The organism is Streptomyces sp. MP131-18, assembly GCF_001984575.1.
Taxonomy (GTDB): Bacteria; Actinomycetota; Actinomycetes; order Streptomycetales; family Streptomycetaceae; genus Streptomyces; species Streptomyces johnsoniae.
Window position 1 is genome coordinate 4,641,835 of record NZ_LZNS01000001.1, and the last position, 24,773, is coordinate 4,666,607.

Annotated in this window: 24 protein-coding genes, 1 tRNA gene and 1 riboswitch; of the genes, 13 read left to right on the forward strand and 12 right to left on the reverse strand. The window is 72.6% G+C overall.

All coding sequences use genetic code 11. The features are described 5' to 3' along the window. Positions 1 to 120 precede the first annotated feature (120 nt). Positions 121 to 1,254: a sn-glycerol-3-phosphate ABC transporter ATP-binding protein UgpC gene (ugpC, locus tag STBA_RS21085; RefSeq protein WP_077060750.1), complete on the reverse strand. Its 1,134-nt coding sequence runs from the start codon at positions 1,252 to 1,254 to the stop codon at positions 121 to 123. A 295-nt stretch (positions 1,255 to 1,549) separates the two neighbouring features. Between ugpC and STBA_RS21090 the strand changes: the two genes are divergently transcribed. Both STBA_RS21090 and STBA_RS21095 read left to right on the forward strand, forming a co-directional pair. Beyond that, positions 1,550 to 1,626 (forward strand) — tRNA-Thr (locus tag STBA_RS21090). A 90-nt stretch (positions 1,627 to 1,716) separates the two neighbouring features. Continuing rightward, a complete protein-coding gene (locus STBA_RS21095; protein WP_077060751.1) occupies positions 1,717 to 3,855 on the forward strand; it encodes an alpha-galactosidase in 2,139 nt (712 codons plus the stop codon). Between the two features lie 55 nt (positions 3,856 to 3,910). On the opposite strand, the gene STBA_RS21100 is transcribed toward STBA_RS21095, so the two are convergent. The 3 genes from STBA_RS21100 to STBA_RS21110 form a co-directional block, all read right to left on the reverse strand. Then, the gene (locus STBA_RS21100; RefSeq protein ID WP_077060752.1) at positions 3,911 to 4,285 is read right to left on the reverse strand and encodes a hypothetical protein; all 375 of its coding nucleotides are present in this window, start codon (positions 4,283 to 4,285) and stop codon (positions 3,911 to 3,913) included. A gap of 65 nt (positions 4,286 to 4,350) precedes the next feature. After that, on the reverse strand, positions 4,351 to 5,367 hold the full coding sequence (locus STBA_RS21105) for a zinc-binding dehydrogenase (RefSeq protein WP_077060753.1): 1,017 nt from the start codon (positions 5,365 to 5,367) through the stop codon (positions 4,351 to 4,353). After that, positions 5,364 to 5,792 (reverse strand): hypothetical protein, encoded by a 429-nt coding sequence (locus STBA_RS21110; protein ID WP_077060754.1) that lies wholly within the window; start codon positions 5,790 to 5,792, stop codon positions 5,364 to 5,366. The genes STBA_RS21105 and STBA_RS21110 overlap by 4 nt, the downstream gene beginning before the upstream one ends. An 83-nt stretch (positions 5,793 to 5,875) precedes the next feature. Between STBA_RS21110 and STBA_RS21115 the strand changes: the two genes are divergently transcribed. Both STBA_RS21115 and STBA_RS21120 read left to right on the forward strand, forming a co-directional pair. Next, positions 5,876 to 6,334 (forward strand): MarR family transcriptional regulator, encoded by a 459-nt coding sequence (locus STBA_RS21115; RefSeq protein ID WP_077060755.1) that lies wholly within the window; start codon positions 5,876 to 5,878, stop codon positions 6,332 to 6,334. Between the two features lie 258 nt (positions 6,335 to 6,592). After that, positions 6,593 to 7,258 carry a pentapeptide repeat-containing protein gene (locus STBA_RS21120; RefSeq protein WP_079252065.1) on the forward strand — a complete coding sequence of 222 codons (666 nt, stop codon included), beginning with the start codon at positions 6,593 to 6,595 and terminating at the stop codon, positions 7,256 to 7,258. A gap of 88 nt (positions 7,259 to 7,346) precedes the next feature. Here STBA_RS21120 and STBA_RS21125 read toward each other — a convergent pair whose 3' ends face one another. After that, complete coding sequence (locus STBA_RS21125) at positions 7,347 to 7,922, reverse strand: TerD family protein (RefSeq protein ID WP_077060756.1); 576 nt, start codon at positions 7,920 to 7,922, stop codon at positions 7,347 to 7,349. Between the two features lie 141 nt (positions 7,923 to 8,063). Between STBA_RS21125 and arfB the strand changes: the two genes are divergently transcribed. Then, entirely contained in the window at positions 8,064 to 8,504 is a 441-nt protein-coding gene (arfB, locus tag STBA_RS21130) for an alternative ribosome rescue aminoacyl-tRNA hydrolase ArfB (RefSeq protein ID WP_077060757.1), read from the forward strand. Positions 8,505 to 8,782: 278 nt separating this feature from the next. Here the strand turns inward: arfB and STBA_RS21135 are convergent, their stop codons facing one another. Further along, positions 8,783 to 9,283: a flavin reductase family protein gene (locus STBA_RS21135; RefSeq protein ID WP_079252066.1), complete on the reverse strand. Its 501-nt coding sequence runs from the start codon at positions 9,281 to 9,283 to the stop codon at positions 8,783 to 8,785. Between the two features lie 273 nt (positions 9,284 to 9,556). On the opposite strand from STBA_RS21135, the gene cdgB reads away from it, so the two are divergent. Then, positions 9,557 to 11,161, forward strand: a complete 1,605-nt coding sequence (gene cdgB / locus STBA_RS21140; protein ID WP_077060758.1) for a diguanylate cyclase CdgB — start codon at positions 9,557 to 9,559, stop codon at positions 11,159 to 11,161. 99 nt (positions 11,162 to 11,260) lie between these two features. Continuing rightward, positions 11,261 to 12,193: a hypothetical protein gene (locus STBA_RS21145; RefSeq protein ID WP_077060759.1), complete on the forward strand. Its 933-nt coding sequence runs from the start codon at positions 11,261 to 11,263 to the stop codon at positions 12,191 to 12,193. Here the strand turns inward: STBA_RS21145 and STBA_RS21150 are convergent. From STBA_RS21150 to STBA_RS21165, 4 genes are read right to left on the reverse strand one after another with little or no spacing between them, the layout of a single operon-like run. Further along, the gene (locus STBA_RS21150; RefSeq protein ID WP_077060760.1) at positions 12,171 to 13,040 is read right to left on the reverse strand and encodes a ketose-bisphosphate aldolase; all 870 of its coding nucleotides are present in this window, start codon (positions 13,038 to 13,040) and stop codon (positions 12,171 to 12,173) included. The two genes, STBA_RS21145 and STBA_RS21150, sit on opposite strands and share 23 nt — an antisense overlap. Next, complete coding sequence (gene nagA / locus STBA_RS21155) at positions 13,037 to 14,182, reverse strand: N-acetylglucosamine-6-phosphate deacetylase (protein WP_077063472.1); 1,146 nt, start codon at positions 14,180 to 14,182, stop codon at positions 13,037 to 13,039. The genes STBA_RS21150 and nagA overlap by 4 nt, the downstream gene beginning before the upstream one ends. Continuing rightward, positions 14,176 to 15,135 carry an ROK family protein gene (locus STBA_RS21160; protein WP_077060761.1) on the reverse strand — a complete coding sequence of 320 codons (960 nt, stop codon included), beginning with the start codon at positions 15,133 to 15,135 and terminating at the stop codon, positions 14,176 to 14,178. The genes nagA and STBA_RS21160 overlap by 7 nt, the downstream gene beginning before the upstream one ends. Before the next feature lie 51 nt (positions 15,136 to 15,186). After that, on the reverse strand, positions 15,187 to 16,182 hold the full coding sequence (locus STBA_RS21165; protein WP_077060762.1) for a sugar isomerase: 996 nt from the start codon (positions 16,180 to 16,182) through the stop codon (positions 15,187 to 15,189). A gap of 126 nt (positions 16,183 to 16,308) precedes the next feature. Here STBA_RS21165 and STBA_RS21170 point away from each other — a divergent pair, with 126 nt between their 5' ends. Next, positions 16,309 to 16,563 (forward strand): DUF3263 domain-containing protein, encoded by a 255-nt coding sequence (locus STBA_RS21170; protein WP_077060763.1) that lies wholly within the window; start codon positions 16,309 to 16,311, stop codon positions 16,561 to 16,563. Between the two features lie 10 nt (positions 16,564 to 16,573). Next, positions 16,574 to 17,404 carry a trehalose-phosphatase gene (gene otsB, locus STBA_RS21175; protein ID WP_079252440.1) on the forward strand — a complete coding sequence of 277 codons (831 nt, stop codon included), beginning with the start codon at positions 16,574 to 16,576 and terminating at the stop codon, positions 17,402 to 17,404. Positions 17,405 to 17,435: 31 nt separating this feature from the next. On the opposite strand, the gene STBA_RS21180 is transcribed toward otsB, so the two are convergent. Further along, a complete protein-coding gene (locus tag STBA_RS21180; RefSeq protein WP_077060765.1) occupies positions 17,436 to 18,896 on the reverse strand; it encodes a trehalose-6-phosphate synthase in 1,461 nt (486 codons plus the stop codon). A 62-nt stretch (positions 18,897 to 18,958) separates the two neighbouring features. After that, positions 18,959 to 19,924, reverse strand: coding sequence for a glucosyl-3-phosphoglycerate synthase (locus STBA_RS21185; RefSeq protein ID WP_077060766.1), 966 nt, complete (start codon positions 19,922 to 19,924; stop codon positions 18,959 to 18,961). Positions 19,925 to 20,151: 227 nt separating this feature from the next. Then, a riboswitch (SAM riboswitch) is annotated at positions 20,152 to 20,289 on the forward strand. Between the two features lie 16 nt (positions 20,290 to 20,305). Here STBA_RS21185 and thrC point away from each other — a divergent pair. The 4 genes from thrC (at position 20,306) to groL (ending at position 24,626) form a co-directional block, all read left to right on the forward strand. Next, positions 20,306 to 21,604 carry a threonine synthase gene (gene thrC, locus STBA_RS21190; RefSeq protein WP_077060767.1) on the forward strand — a complete coding sequence of 433 codons (1,299 nt, stop codon included), beginning with the start codon at positions 20,306 to 20,308 and terminating at the stop codon, positions 21,602 to 21,604. Continuing rightward, complete coding sequence (locus STBA_RS21195; protein WP_077060768.1) at positions 21,601 to 21,876, forward strand: MoaD/ThiS family protein; 276 nt, start codon at positions 21,601 to 21,603, stop codon at positions 21,874 to 21,876. Before thrC ends, STBA_RS21195 begins: the two co-directional genes overlap by 4 nt. 425 nt (positions 21,877 to 22,301) lie before the next feature. Continuing rightward, positions 22,302 to 22,505 (forward strand): cold-shock protein, encoded by a 204-nt coding sequence (locus tag STBA_RS21200; protein WP_010035953.1) that lies wholly within the window; start codon positions 22,302 to 22,304, stop codon positions 22,503 to 22,505. Between the two features lie 492 nt (positions 22,506 to 22,997). Next, positions 22,998 to 24,626, forward strand: a complete 1,629-nt coding sequence (gene groL / locus STBA_RS21205) for a chaperonin GroEL (RefSeq protein ID WP_077060769.1) — start codon at positions 22,998 to 23,000, stop codon at positions 24,624 to 24,626. Positions 24,627 to 24,773: the final 147 nt, after the last annotated feature.

The following is a 24,773-nucleotide window of genomic DNA, read 5'->3' on the forward strand; positions in this document are numbered from 1 at the left end:
CCAGAAAAATTCGAATGGGCCGTTGACGCGCAAAGGGCCGGGTTTCCACCGCATGTGCGGAAACCCGGCCCTTCCGGCGTCGGAACGGTCAGCCGTTCAGCGGTTCAGCCGCTCAGCCGCTCAGTCACTCAGGCGCTCACCGGAGCCGGCGGCGAAGACGTGGGTCTCGCCGGGCTTCGGCACCACGTTCAGCGTGGCGCCCTTGTCGGGGACGTCACGGCTGTCGACGCGGATGACGAGGTCCTTGGTGTCGCCGCCGAACTCGGCGGTGCCGTAGATGTAGGCGTCGGCGCCGGTCTCCTCGACCACGTTGACCGTGACGGCGAGGCCGGCTTCCTTCCCCTCTTCGGCCTTGGCGAGACCGGCGACCTCACCGTTGCCGTTGACCACGGCGAAGTGCTCGGGGCGGCAGCCGACGACCACGTGGGTGTCGCCCTTGCTCTGCGCCTCGGTGAGGGCGGCGCGCTCCACGGCGACCACGCTGTTGCCGAACTTCACGCCGCCGTCGGTGATCGGGACCTCCACCAGGTTCATCGCGGGGGAGCCGATGAAGCCCGCGACGAAGAGGTTGGCGGGCTGGTCGTACATGTTCCGCGGGGTGTCGATCTGCTGGAGCAGGCCGTCCTTGAGGACCGCGACCCGGTCGCCCATCGTCATGGCCTCGACCTGGTCGTGGGTGACGTAGACGGTGGTGACGCCCAGGCGGCGCTGGAGGCCGGCGATCTGGGTACGGGTCTGGACGCGGAGCTTGGCGTCCAGGTTGGACAGCGGCTCGTCCATGAGGAAGACCTGCGGCTCACGGACGATCGCGCGGCCCATCGCGACACGCTGCCGCTGACCGCCGGAAAGCGCCTTCGGCTTGCGGTCCAGGTACTCGCTGAGGTCGAGGATCTTGGCGGCCTCTTCGACCTTCTTGCGGATGTCCGCCTTGTTCACGCCGGCGATCTTGAGCGCGAAGCCCATGTTCTGCGCGACGGTCATGTGCGGGTAGAGCGCGTAGTTCTGGAACACCATGGCGATGTCCCGGTCCTTCGGCGGCAGGTGGGTGACGTCGCGGTCACCGATGTGGATGGAGCCTCCGTTGACATCCTCCAGCCCGGCGAGCATGCGCAGGGAGGTGGACTTCCCGCAGCCGGAGGGGCCGACCAGGACGAGGAATTCGCCGTCCTCGATCTGGATGTCGAGCTGGTCGACGGCGGGGGACTCCTGGCCGGGGTAGACCCGGGTGGCCTTGTCGTACGTGACCGTTGCCATGCTGTTGTGTCTCCTTCTACCGGCAGGAACGTGCCGGACGATCCGAGTAGGAAGGTGTGACGGCCATGTAAATGGACGCGGAGTGAACCTAACTCGAAACGAGCACGAAAGTCAGTAGCTGATGGGAAAAAAACTCATCACAAGATCGTTTGCCCCGCGGCGGGGCCCGGCGCGGTCCGGCACGGCACGGTCCGGTCCGGCGGGGCCCGGGAGCGGGGGTCGTCCTGCCGACGGGCGAGACGGCCCCGTGTACCCTGGAGCGGCCGTTACGGCCGGTCGCGGTCGTTGCGAGCGCGCCGCCTTAGCTCAGTTGGCCAGAGCAGCTGTCTTGTAAACAGCAGGTCGTCGGTTCGAATCCGACAGGCGGCTCCAGCTCCCCCCCACCCCCTGGTGTTGACTGCGCCCGCCTGCGAACATACAAATATCGCGCAAGTCCAAACAGGATCGATCAGGGGATCTCAGATGCGCGACGAGCCCTTCCTCCACCTCCGCTCCGCGGGTACCAGCCTGGTGCTGGACCGTTCCGGGAGCGGACTGCCCCGGGTCGTGCACTGGGGGGAGGACCTGGGCGAGCTGTCCCAGGACGCCCTTGCGGCCCTCGCCCTGGCCACGGTGCCGCAGATTGCCTCCAACAACGTCGATGTCGTGGTGCCGGTCGGCCTGCTGCCCGAGCACTCCGCCGGCTGGCTCGGTACCCCCGGCCTCACCGGGCACCGGGCGGGCGCCGACTTCTCCACGGCGTTCACGGTCACCTCCTTCCACGTGGCGGGCCGCACGGTGACCGCCGTCGCCGAGGACGTGACGGCCGAGCTGGAACTGCGCCTGGAGGTCGAGCTGACCGACTCGGGACTGGTCGGGCAGCGGGCCACCGTCACCAGCAGGGCCGCCGCCGAGGCCGCCCCGTTCACGCTCTCCGGGGTCCTGCTGACCCTGCCCGTGCCGGAACGGGCCACGGAACTGCTCGACATGACCGGCCGCCACCTGCGCGAGCGGACCCCGCAGCGGCACGCGTTCACCATCGGCACCCACCTGCGCGAGAACCGCAAGGGCCGCACCGGCACCGACGCCGCCACCGTGCACGTCGCGGGCGAGCCCGGCTTCGGCTTCCGCGCGGGCGAGGTGTGGGGCCTGCACGTGGCGTGGAGCGGCAACCACCGCTCGCTGGCCGAACGCACCCACGCCGGTGAGGCGCTGCTGGGCGGCGGCGAACTGCTGCTGGCCGGCGAGATCGCGCTCGGCTCCGGCGAGTCGTACACCACGCCGTGGGTGTACGGCAGTTATGGCCGCCGCGGTCTCGACGAGCTGGCGGGCCGTTTCCACGGCCACCTGCGGGCCCGCGCGGGCCACCCGCACACGCCGCGTCCGGTCACGCTGAACGTGTGGGAGGCCGTCTACTTCAACCACGACCTGGGCAAGCTCAAGGAGCTGGCGGATATCGCGGCCGAGGTCGGCGCCGAGCGCTTCGTGCTGGACGACGGCTGGTTCCGCGGCCGGCGGGACGACCACGCGGGGCTCGGCGACTGGTACGTGGACGAGGGGGTGTGGCCGGACGGGCTGCACCCGCTGGCCGAGCACGTCCGCGGTCTGGGCGTGGAGTTCGGCCTGTGGGTTGAGCCGGAGATGGTCAACCCGAACTCCGACCTGGCCCGCAGCCACCCCGAGTGGATTCTGGCGACGGGCGACCGGCTGCCCCCCGAGTCCAGGCACCAGCAGGTCCTCGACCTCGGGCACCCGGAGGCGTACGCCTACATCCTGGAACGACTGGACGCGATCGTCTCCGAGTACTCCCTCACCTACCTCAAGTGGGACCACAACCGGGACCTGGTCGAGGCCGGGCACAGCCCCACCGGCCAGGCGGGCGTGCACGCGCAGACCGCGGCCGTGTACCGGCTGCTCGACGAGCTGCGGGCCCGCCACCCCGGACTTGAGATCGAGTCCTGCTCCTCCGGCGGCGGCCGGGTGGACCTGGGCATCCTGGAGCGGACCGACCGGGTGTGGACCAGCGACTGCATCGACGCGCTCGAACGGCAGCAGATCCAGCGCTGGACCGGCCTGCTGCTGCCGCCGGAGCTGATGGGCTCGCACGTGGGCGCGCCGGAGGCTCACACCACGGGGCGCACGCACGGGCTCGCGTTCCGCGCCGGGACGGCGCTGTTCGGCCACTTCGGGATGGAGTGGGATCTGACGCGCGCAGGCGAGGAGGACCGCGCGGCGCTGCGCGAGTGGATCGACCTCTACAAGGAGCTGCGCGGGCTGCTGCACAGCGGCGAGGTGGTGCGCGGCGACCACCCCGACCCGGCGCTGTGGGTGCACGGTGTGGTGGCGCAGGACCGTTCGCGCGCCGTGTACGCGCTGGTGCAGGTGGCGACGAGCGTCGTGTCCCCGCCCGGACGCGTGCGGCTGCCGGGCCTCGACCCGGCCGCCGACTACCGGGTGGCGCCGCTGGCGCCGGGCGACCGCAGGCGGGGCCCGGCCTCGACCGCGCTGGCCTGGTGGAGCGAGGGTGTGACGCTGCCGGGACGGGCCCTGGACGCGGTCGGGGTGCGGGCACCCGTGCAGTTCCCCGAGCGCCTCGTGCTCGTGGAGGCGGTGCGCGTCTGAGGCCCGGTACCGGGGCGCCTGGTAACGGGCGCCCCGGTACCGGGGGCCCGGCCCGTCAGGGGACGGGCACCGGGACGTCGAGCGGGCGCCGCGCCGCCGCCGTGGCGGCGGCGCCGTGCCGTGCCAGCAGCCAGGCCGTCACCACGGAGGCCAGCGCGGCGGCGAAGGTGAGGAACGCGAACTCGCCCCTGACCGCGTACGAGGAGACCGCCGTGGTGATGACTCCGGCCGAAAGGCCGAAGGCAAAGGTCAGCAGCGGAACTGCGTGCCGGGCGGGCAGCGCGGCCCCCAGGGCGAGCAGCGCGCACAGGATCAGGTCGGGGACGAGGAAGAGGTTGTCGCTGCGGAACCCGTCGTTCGGGAAGAGATAGAGGAAGGTGGGCACGCTGACCAGCAGGGCCACGATCCGGCTGGCGGTGACGAGGTGCATACGGTTCTCCGGCGGTATGTGAACGCCCGGGGACCGGGCGGATGTGCGGACGGGGCGAGGCGCGGTCATGGGATGAGCAAGATCTTTCCGGTGTGCCGTCCGAGGGCCAGCAGTTCGTGGGCGCGGGCCGCCCGTTCCAGGGGGAAGGCCTCCGCCACGAGCGGCCGCAGGCGGCCGGACGCCAGCTGTCCCACCAGCGCGCCCAGGTCTTCCTGGACCGTCTCCGGGCGGCGGCGGGCCGCGGCGCTCAGCCGGTAGGAGGCGGCGCTTCTGCCCTGCGGCACCAGGCTCCACCACCGCAGGCGAAGGAGCTGGCGCAGCACCGCGTGGCTCGGCCTGCGGCTGCGCAGGCCGGCGGCGGGGAACCCGTACGACACCAGGCGCCCGCCGGGGCGCAGCAGCCGCCATGCCCCGGTCAGGGTCGCGCCGCCGACCGCGTCGAGGGCGATGTCCACGCCGTCGCCGCCGGAGAGGTCCGCGATGCGGGCGGTGACGTCCCCCGCCCGGTAGTCGACCGGCTCGGCGCCGAATGCGGACACGACGTCCGCGTGCCCGGCGGAAGCCGTGCCAACGGCCCGCGGGCCGGCGAGTCGTGCCAGGTCGAGCAGTGCGGTGCCGACGCCGCCTGACGCGCCGCTGACCAGCACCCGTTCGCCCGCGCGGGCCGTGGCCAGGCGGTGCAGCATCTGGTGCGCGGCGACGTAGTTCAGCGGGAGGCAGGCGGCGGACAGCGCATCGACGCCTGCCGGGACCGGGACGAGCCGGTCGGCATTGACGCACAGGTGGCTGGCGTGGCCGCCCCGCAGCACCAGGGCGGCGCACCGCCGGCCCTCCCAGTCGGCCGGGACCCCGGGGCCGGCCGCCTCGACGCGGCCGACCACGTCCCAGCCGGGGACGAAGCCGGGGCGCGGGCCTGCGGGGTAGCGGCCGGCGCGCATGAGGGCGTCGGCCGGCGCGAGCCCGGCGGCTTCCATCCGCAGCCGCACCTGCCCAGGGCCGGGGGCGGGCGTCTCGCAGAGGGCGAGGCGCAGCACGTCGGGACCGCCGTAGCGGTCCACCACGATGCGGCGGCAGCGGCTCACGCGGCTTCCGCCGGGGATGTCGCACGCGCCCGGTGGGACCGGTGCAGCCGGTGCGCCCCGAGCGCGGTGAGCAGCACGATGCACGAGAGGTCGAACACGGTGCTGAACGGCGCCAGATCCGCCCGCAGCGCCGGGTCGGGAAGCAGCAGGAGCAGGAACGCCCCCTTGCCGACGACGGCGGCGAGCGCGGCGGCCGGCCGGGCGGGGCGGAAGAACGCGGCCCAGACCAGCGCGGCGCCGAGCAGCAGTTGGAGCATGCCTCGGTGCTGTAGCAGGGCCTCGGTCATGGGCTCGGGGTCGGCCACGCCGTAGGTCCACTCCAGGGCGTGGCCGTCGACGAGGGCGAGTGCCGGGGTGGCGGTGATCAGGCCCATCACGACGAGGGTCGCGCGGAGGGCGGTGTCGCCGCGGCGAGCTGCGGGCATGGGTCGGCCTCCAGATCGTCAGTAATGCTGATGTTCAGCGTAGCTGACTGATTTTGCGCGGGCCACCCCGTAGCGTGGACGGCATGACGACACGGCCCGCGGCGGCAGAGCTGATCCATTCCTCGACCGCCTACATGGTGCTGCGTCTCGGTGACGCCGCCCGCGACCGGATCGATCAGGTGCTCAGCCGCTTCGGGATCACCGGTCGGGACATGCGGGTGATGAGCTTCGCCCAGGGGCGAGCGCTGTCCCAGCGCGACCTGAGCCGCCTCGCCTCGCTCGACCGCACGACGATGGTGGCGGTCGTCGACAAGCTGGAAGGTCTCGGCCTCGTCAGGCGCGAGCGCAGCGCCGCCGACCGCCGCAAGCAGGTGGTCACCCTCACCGGCCGGGGCACGGGCCTCCTCGACGAGCTGACCTTCCTCCTGGCCGGTGAGGAGGCCGGCTTCCTCGCCCCCCTCACCGGCGAGGAACAGCGCCTGCTGAACGGCCTGATGACCAAGCTGTACGAGGCGCACGACCCGTCCTGCGCCGCGCCCTGAGCCCGGTGGCCGGGGGGATGAGCACGACCTTGCCGATGGTGGCCCGGGACTCCGGCGCACGGTGAGCCGCGGCCGGCGGGTTCCGGGTCGGGTATTTCCTCGTAGCGCAGGTTCTCGGGCGGACCGAAAGCTCGCAGGTGGATCGCGCGCATGGGCGTAGCTCCTCGTTCGGTGCGGGCACGCCCCAGCCTCCGACTTCAGGTCCTCTTGAAGTCGAGGGGCGGGGCGGCTGTCAGTGGCAGGGGCGAGGATGGGCCCATGGCGCAACGAAACGCGGTGAAGCGGCCGAGGCCGCCGGTCTACTCCCTGCCCGAGCTGCGCCCCTTCGGCGCGGACGGCCTGGCGCCCGAGGGCGACTACGACGGTATGGAGTTCACCGGCCTCGACCTGAGCGGTGCGGACGCGCCGGGGGCGCACTTCCTGGACTGCGCGCTGCGCGACTGCGTGCTGGACGAGGCCGGGCTGAAGCGCGCCAGGATCGTCGACAGCCTCCTGGCGGGCGTCCGCGGCGTGGGCACGGTGCTTTCCGAGGCGCAGCTGCGGGACGTGGAGATAAGGGACGGCCGGCTGGGCGGGGTGCAGCTCGGCGGCGCCAAGCTCGACCGGGTGCTGGTGCGCGGCGGGAAGATCGACTATCTGAGCCTGCGGCAGGCCAGGCTGACCGACGTCGCCTTCGTGGGCTGTGTGCTGGTCGAGCCGGACTTCGGCGGGGCACGGTGCGAGCGGGTGTCGTTCGAGGACTGCGAGCTGCGCGGAGCCGATTTCCACGCGGCGACGCTGCGCGATGTGGACCTGCGCGGCGCGGTGCACCTGGAGTTGGCCCGGGGCGTGGACCGGCTGTCCGGCGCGGTGATCAGCCCCGTCCAGCTGTTCGACCTGGCCCCCCGGCTCGCGGCCGAGCTGGGCCTGCGCGTGGAGAGCTGACCGCGGCGGCGCCCCCGACGCCCGCGCACGCGAAGCGGCCGGCGTCCCCGTGGGGGCCGCCGGCCGCTTACCGATCCCGGAGGCGTCCTCAGATGTTGACGCCGAAGTCCTGCGCGATGCCCGCCAGGCCGGAGGCGTAGCCCTGGCCGACCGCGCGGAACTTCCACTCCGCGCCGCTGCGGTACAGCTCGCCGAAGACCATGGCGGTCTCGGTGGAGGCGTCCTCGGTCAGGTCGTAGCGGGCGATCTCGGTGCCGCCCGCCTGGTTCAGCACGCGGATGAACGCGTTCCGCACCTGGCCGAAGTTCTGACCGCGGTTGTCGGCGTCGTGGATCGACACCGGGAACACGATCTTGTCCAGCTCCGCGGGCAGACCCGCGAGGTTGACGTTGATCTGCTCGTCGTCGCCCTCGCCCTCACCCGTCAGGTTGTCCCCGGTGTGCTGGATCGTCCCGTCGGGCGTGGCCAGGTTGTTGTAGAAGATGAAGTGCTGGTCCGACACGATCTTGCCGGCCGCGTCGACTCCGAGGGCGCTCGCGTCCAGGTCGAAGTCGGCACCCGTGGTGGTGCGCACGTCCCAGCCGAGGCCCACCGTGACGGCGGTCAGGCCGGGCGCCTCCTTGCTCAGCGAGACGTTGCCACCCTTGGACAGGCTCACACCCATGTAGATCCCCTTATTCGTTTCGCGCAGGGTCGCCTTTGCGATGACGTTACTCTCACTGCCCCCAACGATGTGAGGGGGTGGCCCGGTTCCATGCACATCCGCCGAAAAACCGGCGTGCGGTGCGCGGCCGACCGGGGGAACATGGAACGCATGTCCGGTCCGTATGTCATCCGCGGCTCGGTCTCCCTGCCGGAGTCCGAGCTCCGCTGGCGTTTCTCGCGCTCCTCGGGGCCGGGCGGGCAGCACGTCAACACCAGTGACACCCAGGTCGAGGTGCTGTTCGACCTCGCCGCCACCCGGGCGCTCCCCGAGGTGTGGAAGGAGCGGGCGCTCGACCGGCTCGCCGGGCGGCTGACCGGCGGGGTGCTGAGCGTCCGGGCCGCCGAGCACCGTTCCCAGTGGCGCAACCGCGAGACCGCGGCCAGGCGCCTGGCCGGGCTGCTCGCCGAGGCGTCGGCGCCGCCGCCGCCCGCGCGCAGGGCGCGGCGCGTGCCGCGCGGTGTCACCGAGCGGCGGCTCGAGGACAAGCGGCGCCGCGCCGATCTGAAGCGCGGGCGCACGCGGAAACAGGGCTGGGACTAGGCCCTGTCCGGTGGATCTTCGCGGGCTCGCGACGCCCGGCACGCACTCCCCCAGCCTGGCGGCTGGGAGGTGCCCCCACGCTGCGCTGCCGAATCGCGCGAGTACGGCCAAGTACGAGCTGCGATCCGGCTCCCTCTTGCACGCATCGTGCAAGAGGGGCCCATGCGATCGCACGCACCGGACGCCGCTCACTGGCTCCACGAAGATCCACCGGACAGGCCCTAGGGGCCCGCCGCCGGGGCCCGCCGCCAGGGCCCGGCGGCGGCGTTCGTGGGGGTTCAGGCCAGGCGCCGGTATCCGGCTCGGTAGTAGAGCAGCGGGCCACCGGGGACGGCGGGGACGGCGGCGTCGAGGACCCGGGCGATCACGAGCGTGTGATCGCCGGCGGTCACCCGCTGCTCGGTGGCGCACTCGATGGTCGCGAGCGCCCCCTTGAGCAACGGCGCACCGGTTTTCTCGCCGAGGACGTGCGGGACCTCCTGGAACAGCAGCCGGTCGCTCAGCCGCCCCTTCATGGCGAACCGGCCCGCCAGGCTTCTGTGTTCCTCGGACAGCAGGGAGGCGGCCCACAGTGGCTGACGTTCCAGCACCTCGTCCATGCGGGAGCCGGTGCGCACGCTCACCAGCACGAGCGGGGGGTCGAGGGACACGGACATGAAGGCCGTCGCGGTCATCCCGGCGGGTGCGCCGCGCGGCCCCTCCTCCTCGTCGTGGGCCGTCACCAGCACCACGCCGGCGGCGAGCCGCGCGAGGGCGCCGCGGAACTCCTCCTCGCTCACCCCCACAGGATGCCCTTCGGGACGCGGAACGGACTCGGTCTGTTGCGCAGATAGGGACACGAACGAAACGGTACGGTCCAACGGGGCGCACGTGCATCGGCCCAGGGAACCAGAGTTGGGCCCCACGTCGTCCTACGTCCCGCGACCGAGCACTTTCGCAGTGTGACATGAGTCACAGTAGGCAACTAATTGCTGACCCTGTGTACCTAGTGGGCAGCTCCCTGTGATTCAGTGGCCTGTGTATCTGCACGTGCATGTCGCGCCGGGGGAGTGATGGAAACGGAGACGGAGCCATATGTGCGCCTCGCCTCGCTGCGGGAGCTGCACCAGGTCGTCGCTCAGCTGAACACCGCCCGCAGCATGGCGGATACCTTGCAGACCATCGCGGACGGCGCCGTCGCCGCACTCGGATTCGAGCTGGCCGCCGTCAACCTCGTCAGAACCGACGGCGATCTCCTCGTCGCCGCCGTCGCGGGGAGTGACAAGGCGGAGGCCGCGATCGCCGGCCGGACCGGCTCCCGCGAGTCCTGGGAGCGACGGCTGTCCATGGGGGAGCGCTGGGGCGAGCTCCGCTTCATTCCGTACACCGAGGGCTGGGTCCTCGACCACGACGACGTGCCGCAGTGGCACACCACGGGTCCTGCGCCCCGTTATCCCGAAGAGTGGCACCCGATGGACCGACTCTTCGCACCCATGTACGCATCGGACGGGGAGCTGCTCGCGGTCCTGGAGGTCGACCGCCCGCGCAACGGCCGCCGCCCGGGGACCTGGGGCTGCGAGGCGCTCCAGCTGTACGCCTCGCAGGCCGCGATAGCCATCAGCAACGCCCGCCTGCGCGGCAACATGCAGCGGGCCCTCATCCGTCTCGAACGGGAGCAGCAGGCGCTGCGGGCCAGCGAGGAGAGCTTCCGGCAGGCGTTCGAGTACGCGCCCAGCGGCATGGCCATCGCCGAGGTGGGCGGCGAGAACCACGGGCGGCTGATCAAGGTCAACGACGCGCTGTGCCGGCTGCTCGGCCGCTCTGGCCCCGTGCTGCGCCGGTACAGCTTTTCCGACCTCGTCCACCCCGAGGACACCGGTGTGCTGCTGCGGACCGCGGCCGAGGGCGGCCGCGCAGAGCTGCGGCTCGCCCGCCGCGACGGCTCCTACGTGTGGGTCTCCCTGCGGAACTCGGTGGTCGCGGACGCCGCGGACGGCCCGCAGGTGCAGCTGACGCACGTCGAGGACATAGAGGAGCGCAAGCGCCACGAGCTGGCGCTCGCCCACCGGGCCAGCCACGACTCGCTTACCGGCCTGCCGAACAGCGCGGAGCTGCGCGCCCGGCTCGGCAGCCGGATATGCGCCACCGCGCCGGACCGGTGGGACGTGACTCCCACCACGGGCCGCGCCACGGACGCGTTCGCGGGGATCGGCACGCCGCCGCCGCGCCCGTACGACCACCACGAGCACGTGTACACCCCCGAACTGCCCGGCGGGGATGGCAAGGGTCTGGCCGTTCTCTTCTGTGATCTCGACGGTTTCAAGTCCATAAATGACCGTTTCGGCCATGTCTGCGGTGACGCGGTGCTGGTCGAGGTCGCCCGGCGCCTCGAACAGGGGGTGCGCGACAGGGACACCGTCGCGCGGCTCGGCGGCGACGAGTTCGTGGTGCTGGCCGAGGGCCTGGGCCAGGCCGAGGCGTCCGACCTGGCCGTCCGCCTGCGCAACGCCATCATCCCGCCCATCCGCGTCGAGGGCAGGGGCGTGCGGGTCGGGGCGAGCTTCGGCATCGGCTGGGCGGCGTGCGGGATGACGACCGAAGAGGTACTGGAATCGGCCGACCAGCGCATGTACGTGGAGAAGCGCTCCAGGTCACAGGGCAGGCGGCGCGCGGGCTGAACGGGCGCGGCCGCAAGCGGTCGGTCCGTTCATCCGAACGGGGTAGGCTCGCGCCCGTAGCCAGGTGGGGGAAGCGCGGTAACGAAGGAGCAGCAGTCGATGAGTGCGGGGCACAACGGCAGGGGCACGCCCGATGAGGGCGACGACGACCCGTTCGCCTACCTCTATCGACCCGAAGGCGGCCAGGCGCAGGGGCAGCCCCGCCCGGCCCCGCGGCAGCCGTCCTACAACCAGGTCCGCCCGGTGGGGGAGCGTACCTTCGGCGGCCAGCAAGGCTACCGCCAGCCCCCGGCACAGCAGCCGCAGCACCGTCCCGACGCCTACTACGCGGCCCCCGAGACCCAGGCGGGCGGCGTGCCGCCGCAGGGCGGCCCGCCGGGACGGCGCCGCACCGACCAGGAGCCGCGCCGCAACGGGCTGCTGATCGGCGCCATCGCCGTGGTCGTCGCCGTCGTGCTCGGCATCGGCGCGGCCATCCTGCTCAGCGGGGACGACGACGAGTCGCCCGGCGCGGACGGCGGCGCCACGCCGACCGGGCCGGGGGAGGAGGACGGCGGCGGCGGGGACGACGAGCCCACGGAGGAGCCCACCGACGAGGCGACCGAGCCCGAAGGGCTGCCGGCCGCCGAGCTGGCGGACCTCCAGCTCGGCAACGGCGCCGCGCTGGCCTCCGACGTCCAGGGGGCGCGCTCGGCGGACGGCCAGTACATCTCCATACAGGGGAAGCCCGACTCGTCCGTCACCTGGACCTTCGACTTCACCGGCGAGCCCGGCACCTACCGCTTGTACACCGGCTACGCGACCATCACGGACGGCCAGAGCATGGCGTTCTCCGTGAACGGCACGCCGCGCAACGACCCGGTCGACATGCAGGACTATGCGACCGCGAGCGACGAGTGGGACACCAGCTGGGTGAGCACGTACAACCTGGTCGAGCTGAACGAGGGCCAGAACACGGTGCAGATGACCTGCACCGGCCCCTGCGACGTCGTCATCGACCAGCTGAGCATCACGGAGAACAGGGACCAGTGAGCCCGCCGCGCGTGCCGTCGAGCACGCGCAGCAGCCGCTCCACCGTCTCCGCCATCGCCGCCCGCCCCGCCGCGAGCCAGCGGCGGGGGTCCACCCCCTCGGGGTCCGCCGCCAGGTGGTCGCGGACCGCGCCGGTCAGCGCCACGTTGAGCGCGGTCCCCACGTTGATCTTGGTCAGGCCCGCGGCCACGCCGCGCCGCAGCTCCTCGTCCGGCACCCCGGAGGAGCCGTGCAGCACCAGCGGCACGCCCAGCGCCGCACGCAGCCGCGCTATCAGTGCGTGGTCGAGCGCCGCCGTCCGCCGCGTCATGGCGTGGCTGCTGCCCACGGCGACGGCCAGCGCGTCCACGCCCGTGTCCCGCACGTACTCCGCCGCCTCGGCCGGGTCGGTCCGCACCCCCGGGGTGTGCGCGTCGCCCGGCTTGCCGCCGATGCGGCCCAGCTCCGCCTCCACCAGCAGCCCGTGCCGGTGCGCGAAGCGCACGGCCGCCGCCGTGGCCGCCACGTTCCCGGCGTAGGGCAGCCGCGAGCCGTCGAACATCACCGAGCCGAAGCCCGCCGCGGGCGCCGCCCGCAGCAGCGCGTCGTCCGTCACGTGGTCCAGGTGCAGCGCGAGCGCCGCCCCGCTGCCGCGCGCCAGCGCGGTCAGCGCGGCGGCCAGCGGTTCGAGCCGGCCGTGGTGGGCCACCGCGTTCTGCGACACCTGGAGCACGGCGGGCGCCTCGGCCGCGGCGGCCCCGGCGGCGACCGCCTGGGCGTGCTCCAGGGTGATCACGTTGAACGCGGCGACCGCCCGGCCGCCGCCGTGCGCCTCGGCCAGCAGGTCGGCACAGCGCACCAGGGTCACGGGCGCACCAGCCAGTCGCCCTTGCGCATGACGCCCCTGACCTCGAAGTCGCGGTCGAGCACGACCAGATCCGCGTCCTTGCCCTCCTCGATGGACCCGACGCGGTCGTCGATGCCCAGCAGCCGCGCCGGGGTCGAGGACAGCGCCCGCGCCGCGTCGGCGACCGGCAGCCCGTCCACCGTGACCGCGCGCCGCAGGGCGCGGTCCTGGGTCAGCGTGGAACCGGCGATGGCGCCGCCCTCGGCCAGCCGCGCGACGCCGCCCGTCACCTCGACCTCCAGCGGGCCGAGCGGGTAGCGCCCGTCGCCCATGCCCGCCGCACCCATCGCGTCCGTGATGAACGCCACCCGGTCAGGGCCCGCCGTGCGGAAGGCGAGCCTGAGCACCGAGGGGTGCAGGTGGTGACCGTCGTTGACCAGTTCGACTGCGATCCGTTCGTCTTCGAGCAGCGCCGCGATCGGCCCGGGCGAGCGGTGCGCCAGCGGCGGCATCGCGTTGAACAGGTGGGTGGCGACGGTCGCGCCCGCGTCGATGGCGCGGCGCGTCGTCTCGTACGTCGCGTCGGTGTGCCCGACCGCGGCGATGACCCCGCTGTCGCGCAGCAGCCGCACCGCGTCGATGCCGCCGGGGCGTTCCGGCGCGAGCGTCAGCATCCGCGCGGTGCCGCGGGCCGCGTCGATCAGCTTGCGCACGTCCGCCGGGTCCGGGTCGCGCAGCAGGGTCGGGTCGTGCGCGCCGCAGCGGTTCTCGGCGATGAACGGGCCCTCGAAGTGGATGCCGGCCAGGTCGCCCTGTTCCACCAGCTCCGACAGCGCCGCCGCCTGCCTGGCCAGGTCGCCCAGGTCGCCGGTGACGGTGGAGGCGACCATGGTGGTGGTGCCGCGGGCGCGGTGGGTGGCGATGACGGCCAGCGCCTCCTCGGCGGTACCGGCGGAGAACGATGCCCCGCCGCCGCCGTGCAGGTGGAGGTCCACGAAGCCGGGCAGAATCCAGTGCCCCGGCAGGTCGGTCACCACCGCCCCGTCCGTCTCGCCCCTGCGGCCCGCGGCGAACCGCGTGCCCTCGACCGTGACGCGGCCGCTGTCGACGACCCCGGCGGGCCGCACCACCTTTGCTCCGGTGAGCACGGTGCACTTCATGATCGGGAAACCTCCGCAGACGTGGGGAGCTGGCAGTGGTCCCAGGCGAGCAGGCCCGCGCCCAGGCAGCTGGCGGCGTCTCCGAGCGCCGCCGGAAGGATCGGTGGGATGCGCTGGAAGGTGGCCTTCGCCGCGAGGGCGGCGCGCAGCGGGACGAGCAGCGTCTCGCCCGCCTCGGCCAGGCCGCCGCCCACGATGACGACGGCCGGGTCGAGCAGGCAGATGCCGGTGAGCAGGCCGTCGGCCAGGCCGGCCACCGCGTCCCGCCACAGCGATTCGGCCCGTGGGTCGCCCGCGGCCACGGCCCTGGCGGCGTCCGCGGCGGTCGCGCCCGGCAGGCCGGCCGCGGCGGCCCAGGCGCGGCCGACGGCGGCGGCCGAGGCGACCGTCTCCAGACAGCCGTACTGCCCGCAGCCGCACCGGGCGCCGCCGGGGCGCACGACGATGTGGCCGATCTCGCCCGCGCCGCCGTGCGCGCCGGGCTCCATGCGCCCGTCGATGCCGATGGCCCCGGCGATGCCGGTGCCGAGCGCGACGAAGAGGAACCGGCCGTGTCCCGCTCCGGCCCCGACGCGTCCCTCGGCCAGGCCGCCGGCGCGCACGTCGTGGCTGACGCCGACGGGGACGCCGCCGAGCCGATCGCTCAGCAGCCGCCGCAGCGGAACGTCGCGCCAGCCGAGGTTGGCCGACCAGACGGCCGTGCCCGTCCGTTCGTCCACGATGCCGGGCACGACGACGCCCGCGGCGGCGGGCGGGCCGCCGAAGCGGTCGATGCCGGTGGCCCGCAACTCCTCGGCGAAGTCCAGGATTCCGGCCACCACGGCATCGGGTCCGCCGGTGCCCGCGGTGGGCCGGCGTGCCTGGTGCAGCGGCTCGTTGTCCCGCCCCGTCAGTGCGGCTTTCAGCACGGTGCCGCCCACGTCGAGGGCGAGCACGTAATTCTCCTGGAGACTCACAGGCGCAAGTCTCGCCCGAGACGGGGGAAGAGGTCTAGTCCACTACTGGGGTCACTGTGAAAGGATGACCGAGCGGGTGAGGTTCCGCGGCCGGTCCGGGTCGAGGCCGCGGGCCCGCGCGACCGCCACCGCGAGGCGCTGCGCCCGCACCAGATCCGCCATCGGGTCCGTGCCCTCCGGGGTCGCCACCAGCAGCCCGCCCGCCGCCGCCACATCCGCCCGCAGGCCCTCCGGCGGCGCGCCGAACACCCATACCGCGCGCCCCGGTTCCGCGATGGACACCGGCCCGTGCCGGTACTCCATCGCCGGGTAGCCCTCCGTCCAGGCGCCGGCCGACTCCCGCAGCTTGAGCGCCGCTTCGAGCGCCAGGCCACAGGTCCAGCCCCGGCCGAGGAACGTCCACTGGCCGGCCCCCGTCACCTCCGCGGGCAGCGGGTCCGCCACCGCCGCCTCGGCGTCGTGCGCCGCCTCTGCCACCGTTCGCACGCCCGCGGGCAGCGGCCCCGCGGCTTCGAGCCCGGCCCGCAGGAACGCCAGCGCGCTGGTCGCGAACCGCGTCTGCACGACCGACTCCTCGTCCGCGTAGTCGAGCACCGCCACGTGCGCCGCGGCCCGGAGCACCGGCGCCGCCGGGTCCGCGGTGACCGCGAGCACCGGCACCTCCGGGCGGCCCGCCCGCAACGCGCCCAGCAGGTCCAGGACTTCCGTCGTCGTTCCCGACCTGGTGAGCGCCACGACCCGGTCGTAGCGCCGCCCGGCGGGGAACTCGGAGGCGGCGAACGCGTCCGTCTCGCCCTGCCCCGCGGCCTCGCGCAGCGCCGCGTACGCCTGCGCCATGAACCACGACGTGCCGCAGCCGGTCACGGCGACCCGCTCGCCTGGCCGCGGCAGCGCGCCGGCGAAGCCGGCCGGGCGCGTCCGGGCCACGTCCTGCGCGGCGCGCCGCCAGCACGCGGGCTGCGTGGCGATCTCCCGTGCGGTGCGGGAGGTTCCGGGGGTTTCGAGGCTTTCGAAGCGTTCGGAGGATTCGGGGGATTCAGGAGACATGGGGGCGACTCCTCGCTCGTCGAAGGGAGGCGGTGCTCGGATCGATACTCACCGAAGGCTGTCCGAGCCGGCGAATAAAATGTCCGGATGAACGGGGCGAGCGGTGAGCGGGGGCGGGCGGGCGAAATGAGCGGCGAGCCGGGCGTTCCCGGGCGGGCCGGTCTCTCCGACCGCGACCGCGCGGTCCTCGCCGTCGAGCGCAGGTCGTGGCCGGGGCCCGGCGCCAAGGAGCGCGCGATCCGCGAGCGCCTCGGCATGTCCCCCACGCGCTACTACCAGCTGCTCAACGCCCTGCTGGACGACCCGCAGGCCCTCGCCCACGACCCGGTGACCGTCAACCGCCTCAGGAGGCTGCGCGAGGCGCGCCGCGGGCGCCGGTAAAGTCATGTACATGGGCAGCCTTCCCGTACCCACGACGGACGCCGGCCGCGCCGGCCTCGCCACCCTCCTCGACCGCCCCGACCGGGCCCTGATCGCCGCCGACTTCGACGGCACCCTGGCCCCCATCGTCCCCGACCCCGAGCAGGCAAAGCCGCACCCCGACGCCCTGCCCGCGCTCGCCGCGCTCGCCGGGCGGGTCGCGGTCCTCGCCATCATCACCGGCCGCCCCGCGGACGTGGCCGTCCGCCTCGGCGGCTTCGCCGACCACCCCGGCCTCGCCGGGATGGTCGTCCTCGGCGCGTACGGCGCGGAGCGCTGGGAGGCCGCCACCGGCCGTCTGACCACGCCGCCCCCGCACGCGGGCGTCGCCGCCGCGCGCGCCGAGCTGCCGGGTCTTGTCGCGGAGAGCGGCGCGTTCATCGAGGACAAGGGCAACGCGCTGGCCGTCCACACCCGCCGCGCCGCCGACCCGGCCGGGGCGTTCGCCGCGCTGCGCGGGCCGGTCGGGGAGCTGGCCGCCCGGCACGGTCTTGCCCTGGAGCCGGGCCGCCTCGTGCTGGAGATGCGCCCGCCCGGTATGGACAAGGGCGCCGCGCTGACCGCCCTGGCCCGCGAGAAGGACGCCGCGTCCGTGCTGTACGCGGGGGACGACCTCGGCGACCTGGCCGCGTTCGGGGCGGTCGCGGAGCTGCGCGACTCGGGCGTCGCGGGGCTGCGGGTGTGCAGCGGCAGCGCGGAGGTCACCGAGCTGGCCGCGGCCACGGACCTCACGGTCGACGGGCCGCACGGCGTCGCGGCCCTGTTCGCGGAGCTGGCCGCCCGCCTGCCCGCTGCCTCCTGAACGGGCGCACGACGGCGCGGGGCCCGGCGGCTCAGGCCGGGTCGAGCGCCGCCAGCTGTTCGAGGAACCAGGTCTGCGGCGGCAGCGCGGTGGCCGCCGCGGACAGGCGCTTGGTGCGCCGGTCCCGTTCGTCCGCGTCCATCGACAGCGCCCGGTGCAGGGCCTCGGCGGTGCCCGCGATGTCGTACGGGTTGACCAGCAGGGCGTCCTCGCCCAGCTCGGCGGCGGCGCCCGCCTCCGTGGACAGCACCAGGGCGCAGCCCCGCTCGGAGACCACCGGGATCTCCTTGGCCACCAGATTCATCCCGTCCTTGATCGGGTTGACCAGGGCCACGTCCGCCATCCGGTAGGCGGCGAGTGAACGCGCGAAGTCGTCCTTGACGTGCAGCACCACGGGCGTCCAGCCGTCCGTCGCGAACGCCGCGTTGATCTCCTCGGCGACCCGGGAGACCTCGGCGGTGTAGTCGCGGTAGACGGCCAGGTCCTGCCGGGAGGGGTAGGCGAACGCCACGTGCGTGACCTGCCCGCGCCACTGCGGCCGGTCGGTCAGCAGGCGGCGGAAGGCGAACAGGCCGCGCACGATGTTTTTCGACAGCTCGGTGCGGTCCACCCGCACGATCGTCCGCGCGTCCCCGACCTGCGCACGCAGCGCCGCGAGCCGCTCGTCGACGTCAGGACGCGACGCCCGCTCGCGCAGGAACTCGGCATCGGCGCCGAGGCCGTGTACGCCCAGTCGGGTGATGCGGCCCTCGTGGTGGATGTCCTGCCCGTCGATCCGGGCGCCCAGCAGGTCGGCACAGCAGTCGGCGAACGCGCGCGCCCAGCGCGGGGTGTGGAACGCGGCCCGGTCGGCGCCCAGGATGCCGAGCAGCAGGCGGCGGGCGACGGCGTCGGGGAGCACGCGGAACAGGTCGGGCGGCGCCCACGGGGTGTGCGTGAAGTGCCCGATGCGCAGGTCGGGCCGCCGGTCCCGCAGCAGCGCGGGGACCAGCGACAGGTGGTAGTCCTGCACGAGGACGGCCGCGCCCGGCGCCGCCTCGGCGGCCAGCGCCTCGGCGAAGGCCGCGTTGTACGTCTCGTAGTCGGCCCACTGCGCCTCGAAGGCGGCGTCGAAGACCGGCTCGAACGGCGTCTGGTACAGCAGGTGATGGATGAACCACAGCACGGAGTTGGCGATGCCGTTGTACGCGGCGTCGAACGTGTCGGCCGGAATGTCCAGCATCCGCACCGCCTGGCCCCCGGTGTCCGCCGGGTCGAGGCGTGCGCCGGAGCGCGCCACGGCGGCGCGGTCGCCCTCGCCGAGCGCGGCGCACACCCACGTGCCCGTGCCCGGGGTGAGCGTGCTGAGCCCGGACACCAGGCCCCCGCCGCCGCGCTTCGCGGTCAGGGCGCCGTCGGCGCCGAGGCTGAAGCTCACCGGGCCGCGGTTGGACGCGACCAGGACCTGCCCCGGGCGGCCGGGGGACTGTGCTCGGTGCTCGTCGTGAGTCACGCGCGGTAACTAGCCATTCGGATCACTTCCCAAACGTGTGCCCTGCCACAGGAGTCCGGAGGCTATGCGGCCTGGCGGGCGGCGTACTCGGGGATGGTGGCCATCGGGGGGCGTTCCTCCGCGTTGATCGGGTGCGTCAGCGGCCTGAAGCCGCCGTCGTCGGTGCGTTCGAACTGGGTCAGGCCGAGACGGATCGGCATGACGGAGCCCGGCAGACGGCTCTGCGCCGTCCGCATGATCGCGGTGGCCATGCGGCCGAGCGCCTGCCCGTCCTGGTGCCGGTGCTTGCGCACGCCCACGTCGACCTGGCCGAGTGCGTCGAGGCCCGCCAGGTTCAGCGTGTCGATGAGCATGCCCAGCTCCACGCCGTACCCGACGGGGAACGGCAGCTGTTCGAGCAGGGAACGGCGCGCCGCGTACTCGCCGCCGAGCGGCTGGACCACGCCGGCCAGCAGGGGCCAGTGCAGGTTGAGCAGGGGGCGGGCGACCAGCTCGGTCACCCGGCCGCCCTGGCGGGCGCCGGACGGGTTGTCGCCGAGCGGGCGGTCGTACATGGCCTTGACCAGCTGGACGTCCGGCTCGGTGAGCAGGGGGCCGAGAATGCCGGAGACGAACCGGGAGTCGAAGTCCCGCAGGTCGGCATCGACGAAACAGATGATCTCGCCGCTGGCGGCCAGCAGGGACCGCCACAGCACCTCGCCCTTACCGGGAACGGTCGGGACCCGCGGCAGTATCTCGTCGCGGTGCACGACCTTCGCCCCGGCCGCCGCGGCGACCTCCGAGGTGCGGTCGGTGGACCCGGAGTCCACCACCATCAGCTCGTCGATCAGTGGCACGTCCTCCATCAGGTCGCGCCGGAGCGCCTCGACGATGGCCCCGACGGTCGCCTCCTCGTTCAGCGCGGGGAGTACCACGCTGATACTGCCTGCCGCCCCTGCTGCCCGCTTCGCGTGCAACAGCTGCGCCAGCGGGCGGTCAGCAGCGTCCCACGACCGGCGGGTCAGCCACTCCTCTGCCTCTTCCAGCACGAATGTCGCTCCTGTCGCGTTCGGCCACATTTAACCTGTATGGCCGTATCTGCCCCTTCCTGGCGGGGTCCGAACCCGCCGGAACAGGTTTCTTGGGAGATTCTCCCGGTCTCCCGTCGTGTCTCGCGGATCGGACGGCCCGGGCCATTGTCGGGGCCGTCCGTTACAGTCTCGAACAGCGCAGGTGTCCTCCGCATATCGGGAGCCTGTTGCCGACAACTGCATACCGCTCATCCAGAGGGGCAGAGGGAACGGCCCGTAGAAGCCCCGGCAACCCTTCCGCCGGTCTCGCGACGATGCGAGGACCCGGTGGGGAAGGTGCCAATTCCGGCCTGTGGCGAGAGGCGCCGCAGGGAAGATGAGGAGGAGGGCCTCGTACCCATGTCTGTGCCGACTGCAACCGGCTCCGCGCACCACGTCACCACGACCGCCGATCTCGGCCCCGCCGCCGCGCTCTCCTGCCGGGAGTGCGGAGAGCGTTTCCCGCTCACCCCGGCGTTCGCTTGTGCATCCTGTTTCGGTCCCCTGGAGATCGCCTACGATCTGCCGCTCGGCGACGCCGAAGGGCTGCGCCGCCGGATCGCCTCGGGGCCCGCGAGTATCTGGCGTTACGCCCCGCTGCTCCCCGTGCCCGCCGACGTGGCGGACAAGCCGAATCTGAATCCGGGCTGGACCCCGCTGGTCAGGGCCGACCGGCTCGCGGCCGAGCTGGGCGTCACCGGCGGCCTGTACGTGAAGGACGACTCGGGCAACCCGACCCACTCGTTCAAGGACCGGGTCGTCGCGAACGCCGTCGAGGCCGCGCGCGCCTTCGGCTTCACCACGCTCTCCTGCTCCTCCACCGGCAATCTGGCCGGTGCCGTCGGCGCCGCCGCCGCGCGCGCCGGGCTGCGTTCCTGCGTCTTCATCCCGCACGACCTGGAGCAGGGCAAAATCGTCATGGCCTCCGTCTACGGCGGCGACGTCGTCGGCATCGAGGGCACCTACGACGACGTGAACCGTTTCTGTAGCGAGCTGATCGGCGACCCGGCGGGCGAGGGCTGGGGATTTGTGAACGTGAACCTCCGCCCGTACTACGCGGAGGGCTCCAAGACCCTGGCCTATGAGATCTGCGAGCAGCTCGGCTGGCGGCTGCCGGACCAGCTGGTCGTCCCGATCGCCTCCGGCTCCCAGCTCACCAAGATCGACAAGGGTCTGAAGGAGCTGATCGCGACCGGCCTGGTCGAGGACCGGCCCTACCGGATCTTCGGCGCCCAGGCCACCGGCTGCTCGCCGGTCTCGCAGGCGTACAAGGCGGGCCACGACGTGGTCAGGCCGGTGCGCCCGGACACGATCGCCAAATCGCTGGCCATCGGAAACCCGGCGGACGGCCCGTATGTGCTGGACATCGCGCGGCGCACCGGCGGGGCGGTGGAGGACGTCTCCGACGAGCAGGTCGTCGACGCGATCAAGCTGCTGGCCCGCACGGAAGGGATCTTCGCCGAGACCGCGGGCGGGGTCACCGTGGGCGTGACCGGGAAGCTGATCGAGGCGGGCGTCCTCGACCCGTCGCTGACGACGGTCGTCCTGAACACGGGCGACGGCCTGAAGACCTTGGACGCGGTGGCGCCGACCACCGGTCCGTCCGCGATCATCCGTCCCAACCTGGACTCGTTCCGAGAGGCTGGCCTCGCATCATGAGCGTTACTGTCCGAATCCCGACCATCCTGCGCACGTACACCGGCGGTCAGGCCGAGGTCGCCGCCGAGGGCGGAACGCTCCAAGAGGTCCTGGACGACCTTGAGCGCAACCATCAGGGCATAGCCGCCCGGGTGCTCGACGACGACGGAAAGCTGCGCCGTTTCGTGAACGTCTACGTGAACGACGACGACGTCCGTTTCGCCGATGGCCTGGGCACGGCGACGCCCGACGGCGCGGGTATCTCGATCATTCCGGCCGTCGCCGGCGGCTGACGGCGCACCTCCGAGCTCCGTCCGCCGCGACCGCCCCGCGCCCTACGGGTTCGGGGCGGTCGCGTGTGTTCCTGGACGCTAAAGTGGCGGTGTCCCCCCGGTCGTCCATGCCACTCGCATGTGAATTCACGACACTTCGCGCAAACAATGTGCGAAAAATCGGTGCACCAATTGTCGGGTTGGCACTTTTGGCGCCGGATGAAACGTTCAACTTTCAAGCGGTATGCGGTATTTGCCCGTTCTGGGTTGCCGAGAAATCTCTGCCCAATGGCCTGTTGCACTGGGCGTCCGTCCAGATACATTCAGCGGCGGTCGACGCGTTCCGGCGCACACCCCCCGACCGCCCGGGGGTGGGGTCTGAGAGGTCTGACCCGGGTCCGTGAAGTGCGGTCTCGTGAAAGGGCCGGCAAAATGGGGAGTTAGGAATGGCTCAGGGCACCGTCAAGTGGTTCAACGCGGAGAAGGGCTACGGCTTCATCGCGGTAGACGGTGGTGCGGACGTGTTCGTCCACTACAGCGCGATCCAAATGGACGGCTACCGCACTCTGGAAGAGGGACAGCGGGTCGAGTTCGAGATCTCGCAGGGACAGAAAGGTCCACAGGCCGACATGGTCCGAGTGTCCGCCTGAACAGCCGACCGTACCGCGGCCTAGCGCAAGGGCCCGCACCCGATCCGGGTGCGGGCCCTTACTCGTGCCCGCTTCACGCTCCGCCCGCCCACCCGTCTCACGCCCGCCGCGCGTTCCGCGTGCCCGTTCCCCCGCCCGGTCCGTGACCGTCTCCGTGTCCGCTTCCGCGGCGCTCTGCGCCCGTCTCACGCCCGTATCGGGCGGTGCGCGCCCCATTCCCGCCCCGGCGCTCCGCGCGGCTCCTGTGCGCCTCTGTGGCGCGCCACCACCGGCGCGGCGCTGACCTGGTTCGCTCCCCTGTCTGCTTGCACTCTCATGGCCAGAGTGCTAATCATGGCGTTAGCACTCTGAAGGTGAGAGTGACAAGCAAGGACCGGTTCGGTGAGGTCCACGGGTCGGGCGGCGCAAGGAGCCGCCGGTCCCGAGGCCGTCCGTCGCGGGCGCCAGCGCGGTCCGGAGCAATCCACCCCAGTCCTGGGAGGACCACTTCACATGGCCAAGATCATCGCGTTCAACGAGGAGGCGCGGCGCGGCCTTGAGCGCGGGATGAACCAGCTCGCCGACGCCGTCAAGGTCACGCTCGGCCCCAAGGGCCGGAACGTCGTGCTGGAGAAGAAGTGGGGCGCCCCCACGATCACCAACGACGGTGTGTCGATCGCCAAGGAGATCGAGCTCGAGGACTCCTACGAGAAGATCGGCGCCGAGCTCGTCAAGGAAGTAGCCAAGAAGACGGACGACGTGGCCGGTGACGGCACGACCACGGCGACCGTGCTGGCCCAGGCGCTCGTGCGCGAGGGGCTGCGCAACGTGGCCGCCGGCGCCAACCCGATGGCCCTGAAGCGGGGCATCGAGGCGGCCGTCGAGAAGGTCTCCGAGGCCCTGCTGAACCAGGCCAAGGAGGTCGAGACCAAGGAGCAGATCGCCTCCACCGCCTCCATCTCGGCCGGGGACACCCAGATCGGCGAGCTGATCGCCGAGGCCATGGACAAGGTCGGCAAGGAAGGCGTCATCACCGTCGAGGAGTCGCAGACCTTCGGGCTCGAGCTCGAGCTGACCGAGGGCATGCGCTTCGACAAGGGCTACATCTCCGCCTACTTCGCCACCGACATGGAGCGCATGGAGGCGGAGCTCGAGGACCCCTACGTCCTCATCGTCAACTCCAAGATCAGCAACGTGAAGGACCTCCTTCCGCTGCTGGAGAAGGTCATGCAGTCCGGCAAGCCGCTGCTGATCATCGCCGAGGACGTGGAGGGCGAGGCGCTGTCCACCCTCGTCGTCAACAAGATCCGCGGCACCTTCAAGTCCGTCGCCGTCAAGGCTCCGGGCTTCGGGGACCGCCGCAAGGCCATGCTGGGCGACATCGCGATCCTCACCGGCGGCCAGGTCATCTCCGAGGAGGTCGGCCTCAAGCTGGAGAACGCGACCCTCGACCTGCTGGGCCGCGCCCGCAAGGTCGTCATCACCAAGGACGAGACGACCATCGTCGACGGTGCGGGCGACAGCGACCAGGTCCAGGGCCGGGTCAACCAGATCCGTGCCGAGATCGACGCCTCGGACTCGGACTACGACCGCGAGAAGCTCCAGGAGCGCCTGGCGAAGCTGGCCGGCGGCGTGGCCGTCATCAAGGCCGGTGCCGCCACCGAGGTGGAGCTGAAGGAGCGCAAGCACCGCATCGAGGACGCGGTGCGCAACGCCAAGGCCGCCGTCGAGGAGGGCATCGTCGCCGGTGGTGGCGTGGCCCTGCTCCAGGCCGGCTCGGCGCTGGAGAAGCTGGACCTGGAGGGTGACGAGGCCACCGGCGCTGCCGCGGTCCGTCTCGCCCTTGAGGCCCCGCTGAAGCAGATCGCGGTGAACGCCGGCCTCGAGGGCGGTGTCGTGGTGGAGAAGGTGCGCAACCTTCCCCAGGGCCACGGGCTGAACGCGGCGACCGGCGAGTACGTCGACCTGCTGGCCGCGGGCATCCCCGACCCGACCAAGGTCACCCGCTCCGCCCTGCAGAACGCGGCGTCCATCGCGGCGCTGTTCCTCACCACCGAGGCCGTCATCGCCGACAAGCCGGAGAAGGCTTCCGCCGGCGCCGGCGACGCGGCCGGTGGTATGGGCGGTGGCATGGACTTCTGAGCCGAGTGCTCAGAAGCCACTGCCGGGCGCACCACGCACGGCGCACAGGGCGGCTCCCTCCGGGGCGCCGCCCTTCGCCGTGCGTGCGCGTGGCACGGTCCGTCGCGGGTACTCCGGGGAGCGGAAGCGGAACGCGGAACGCGGGCG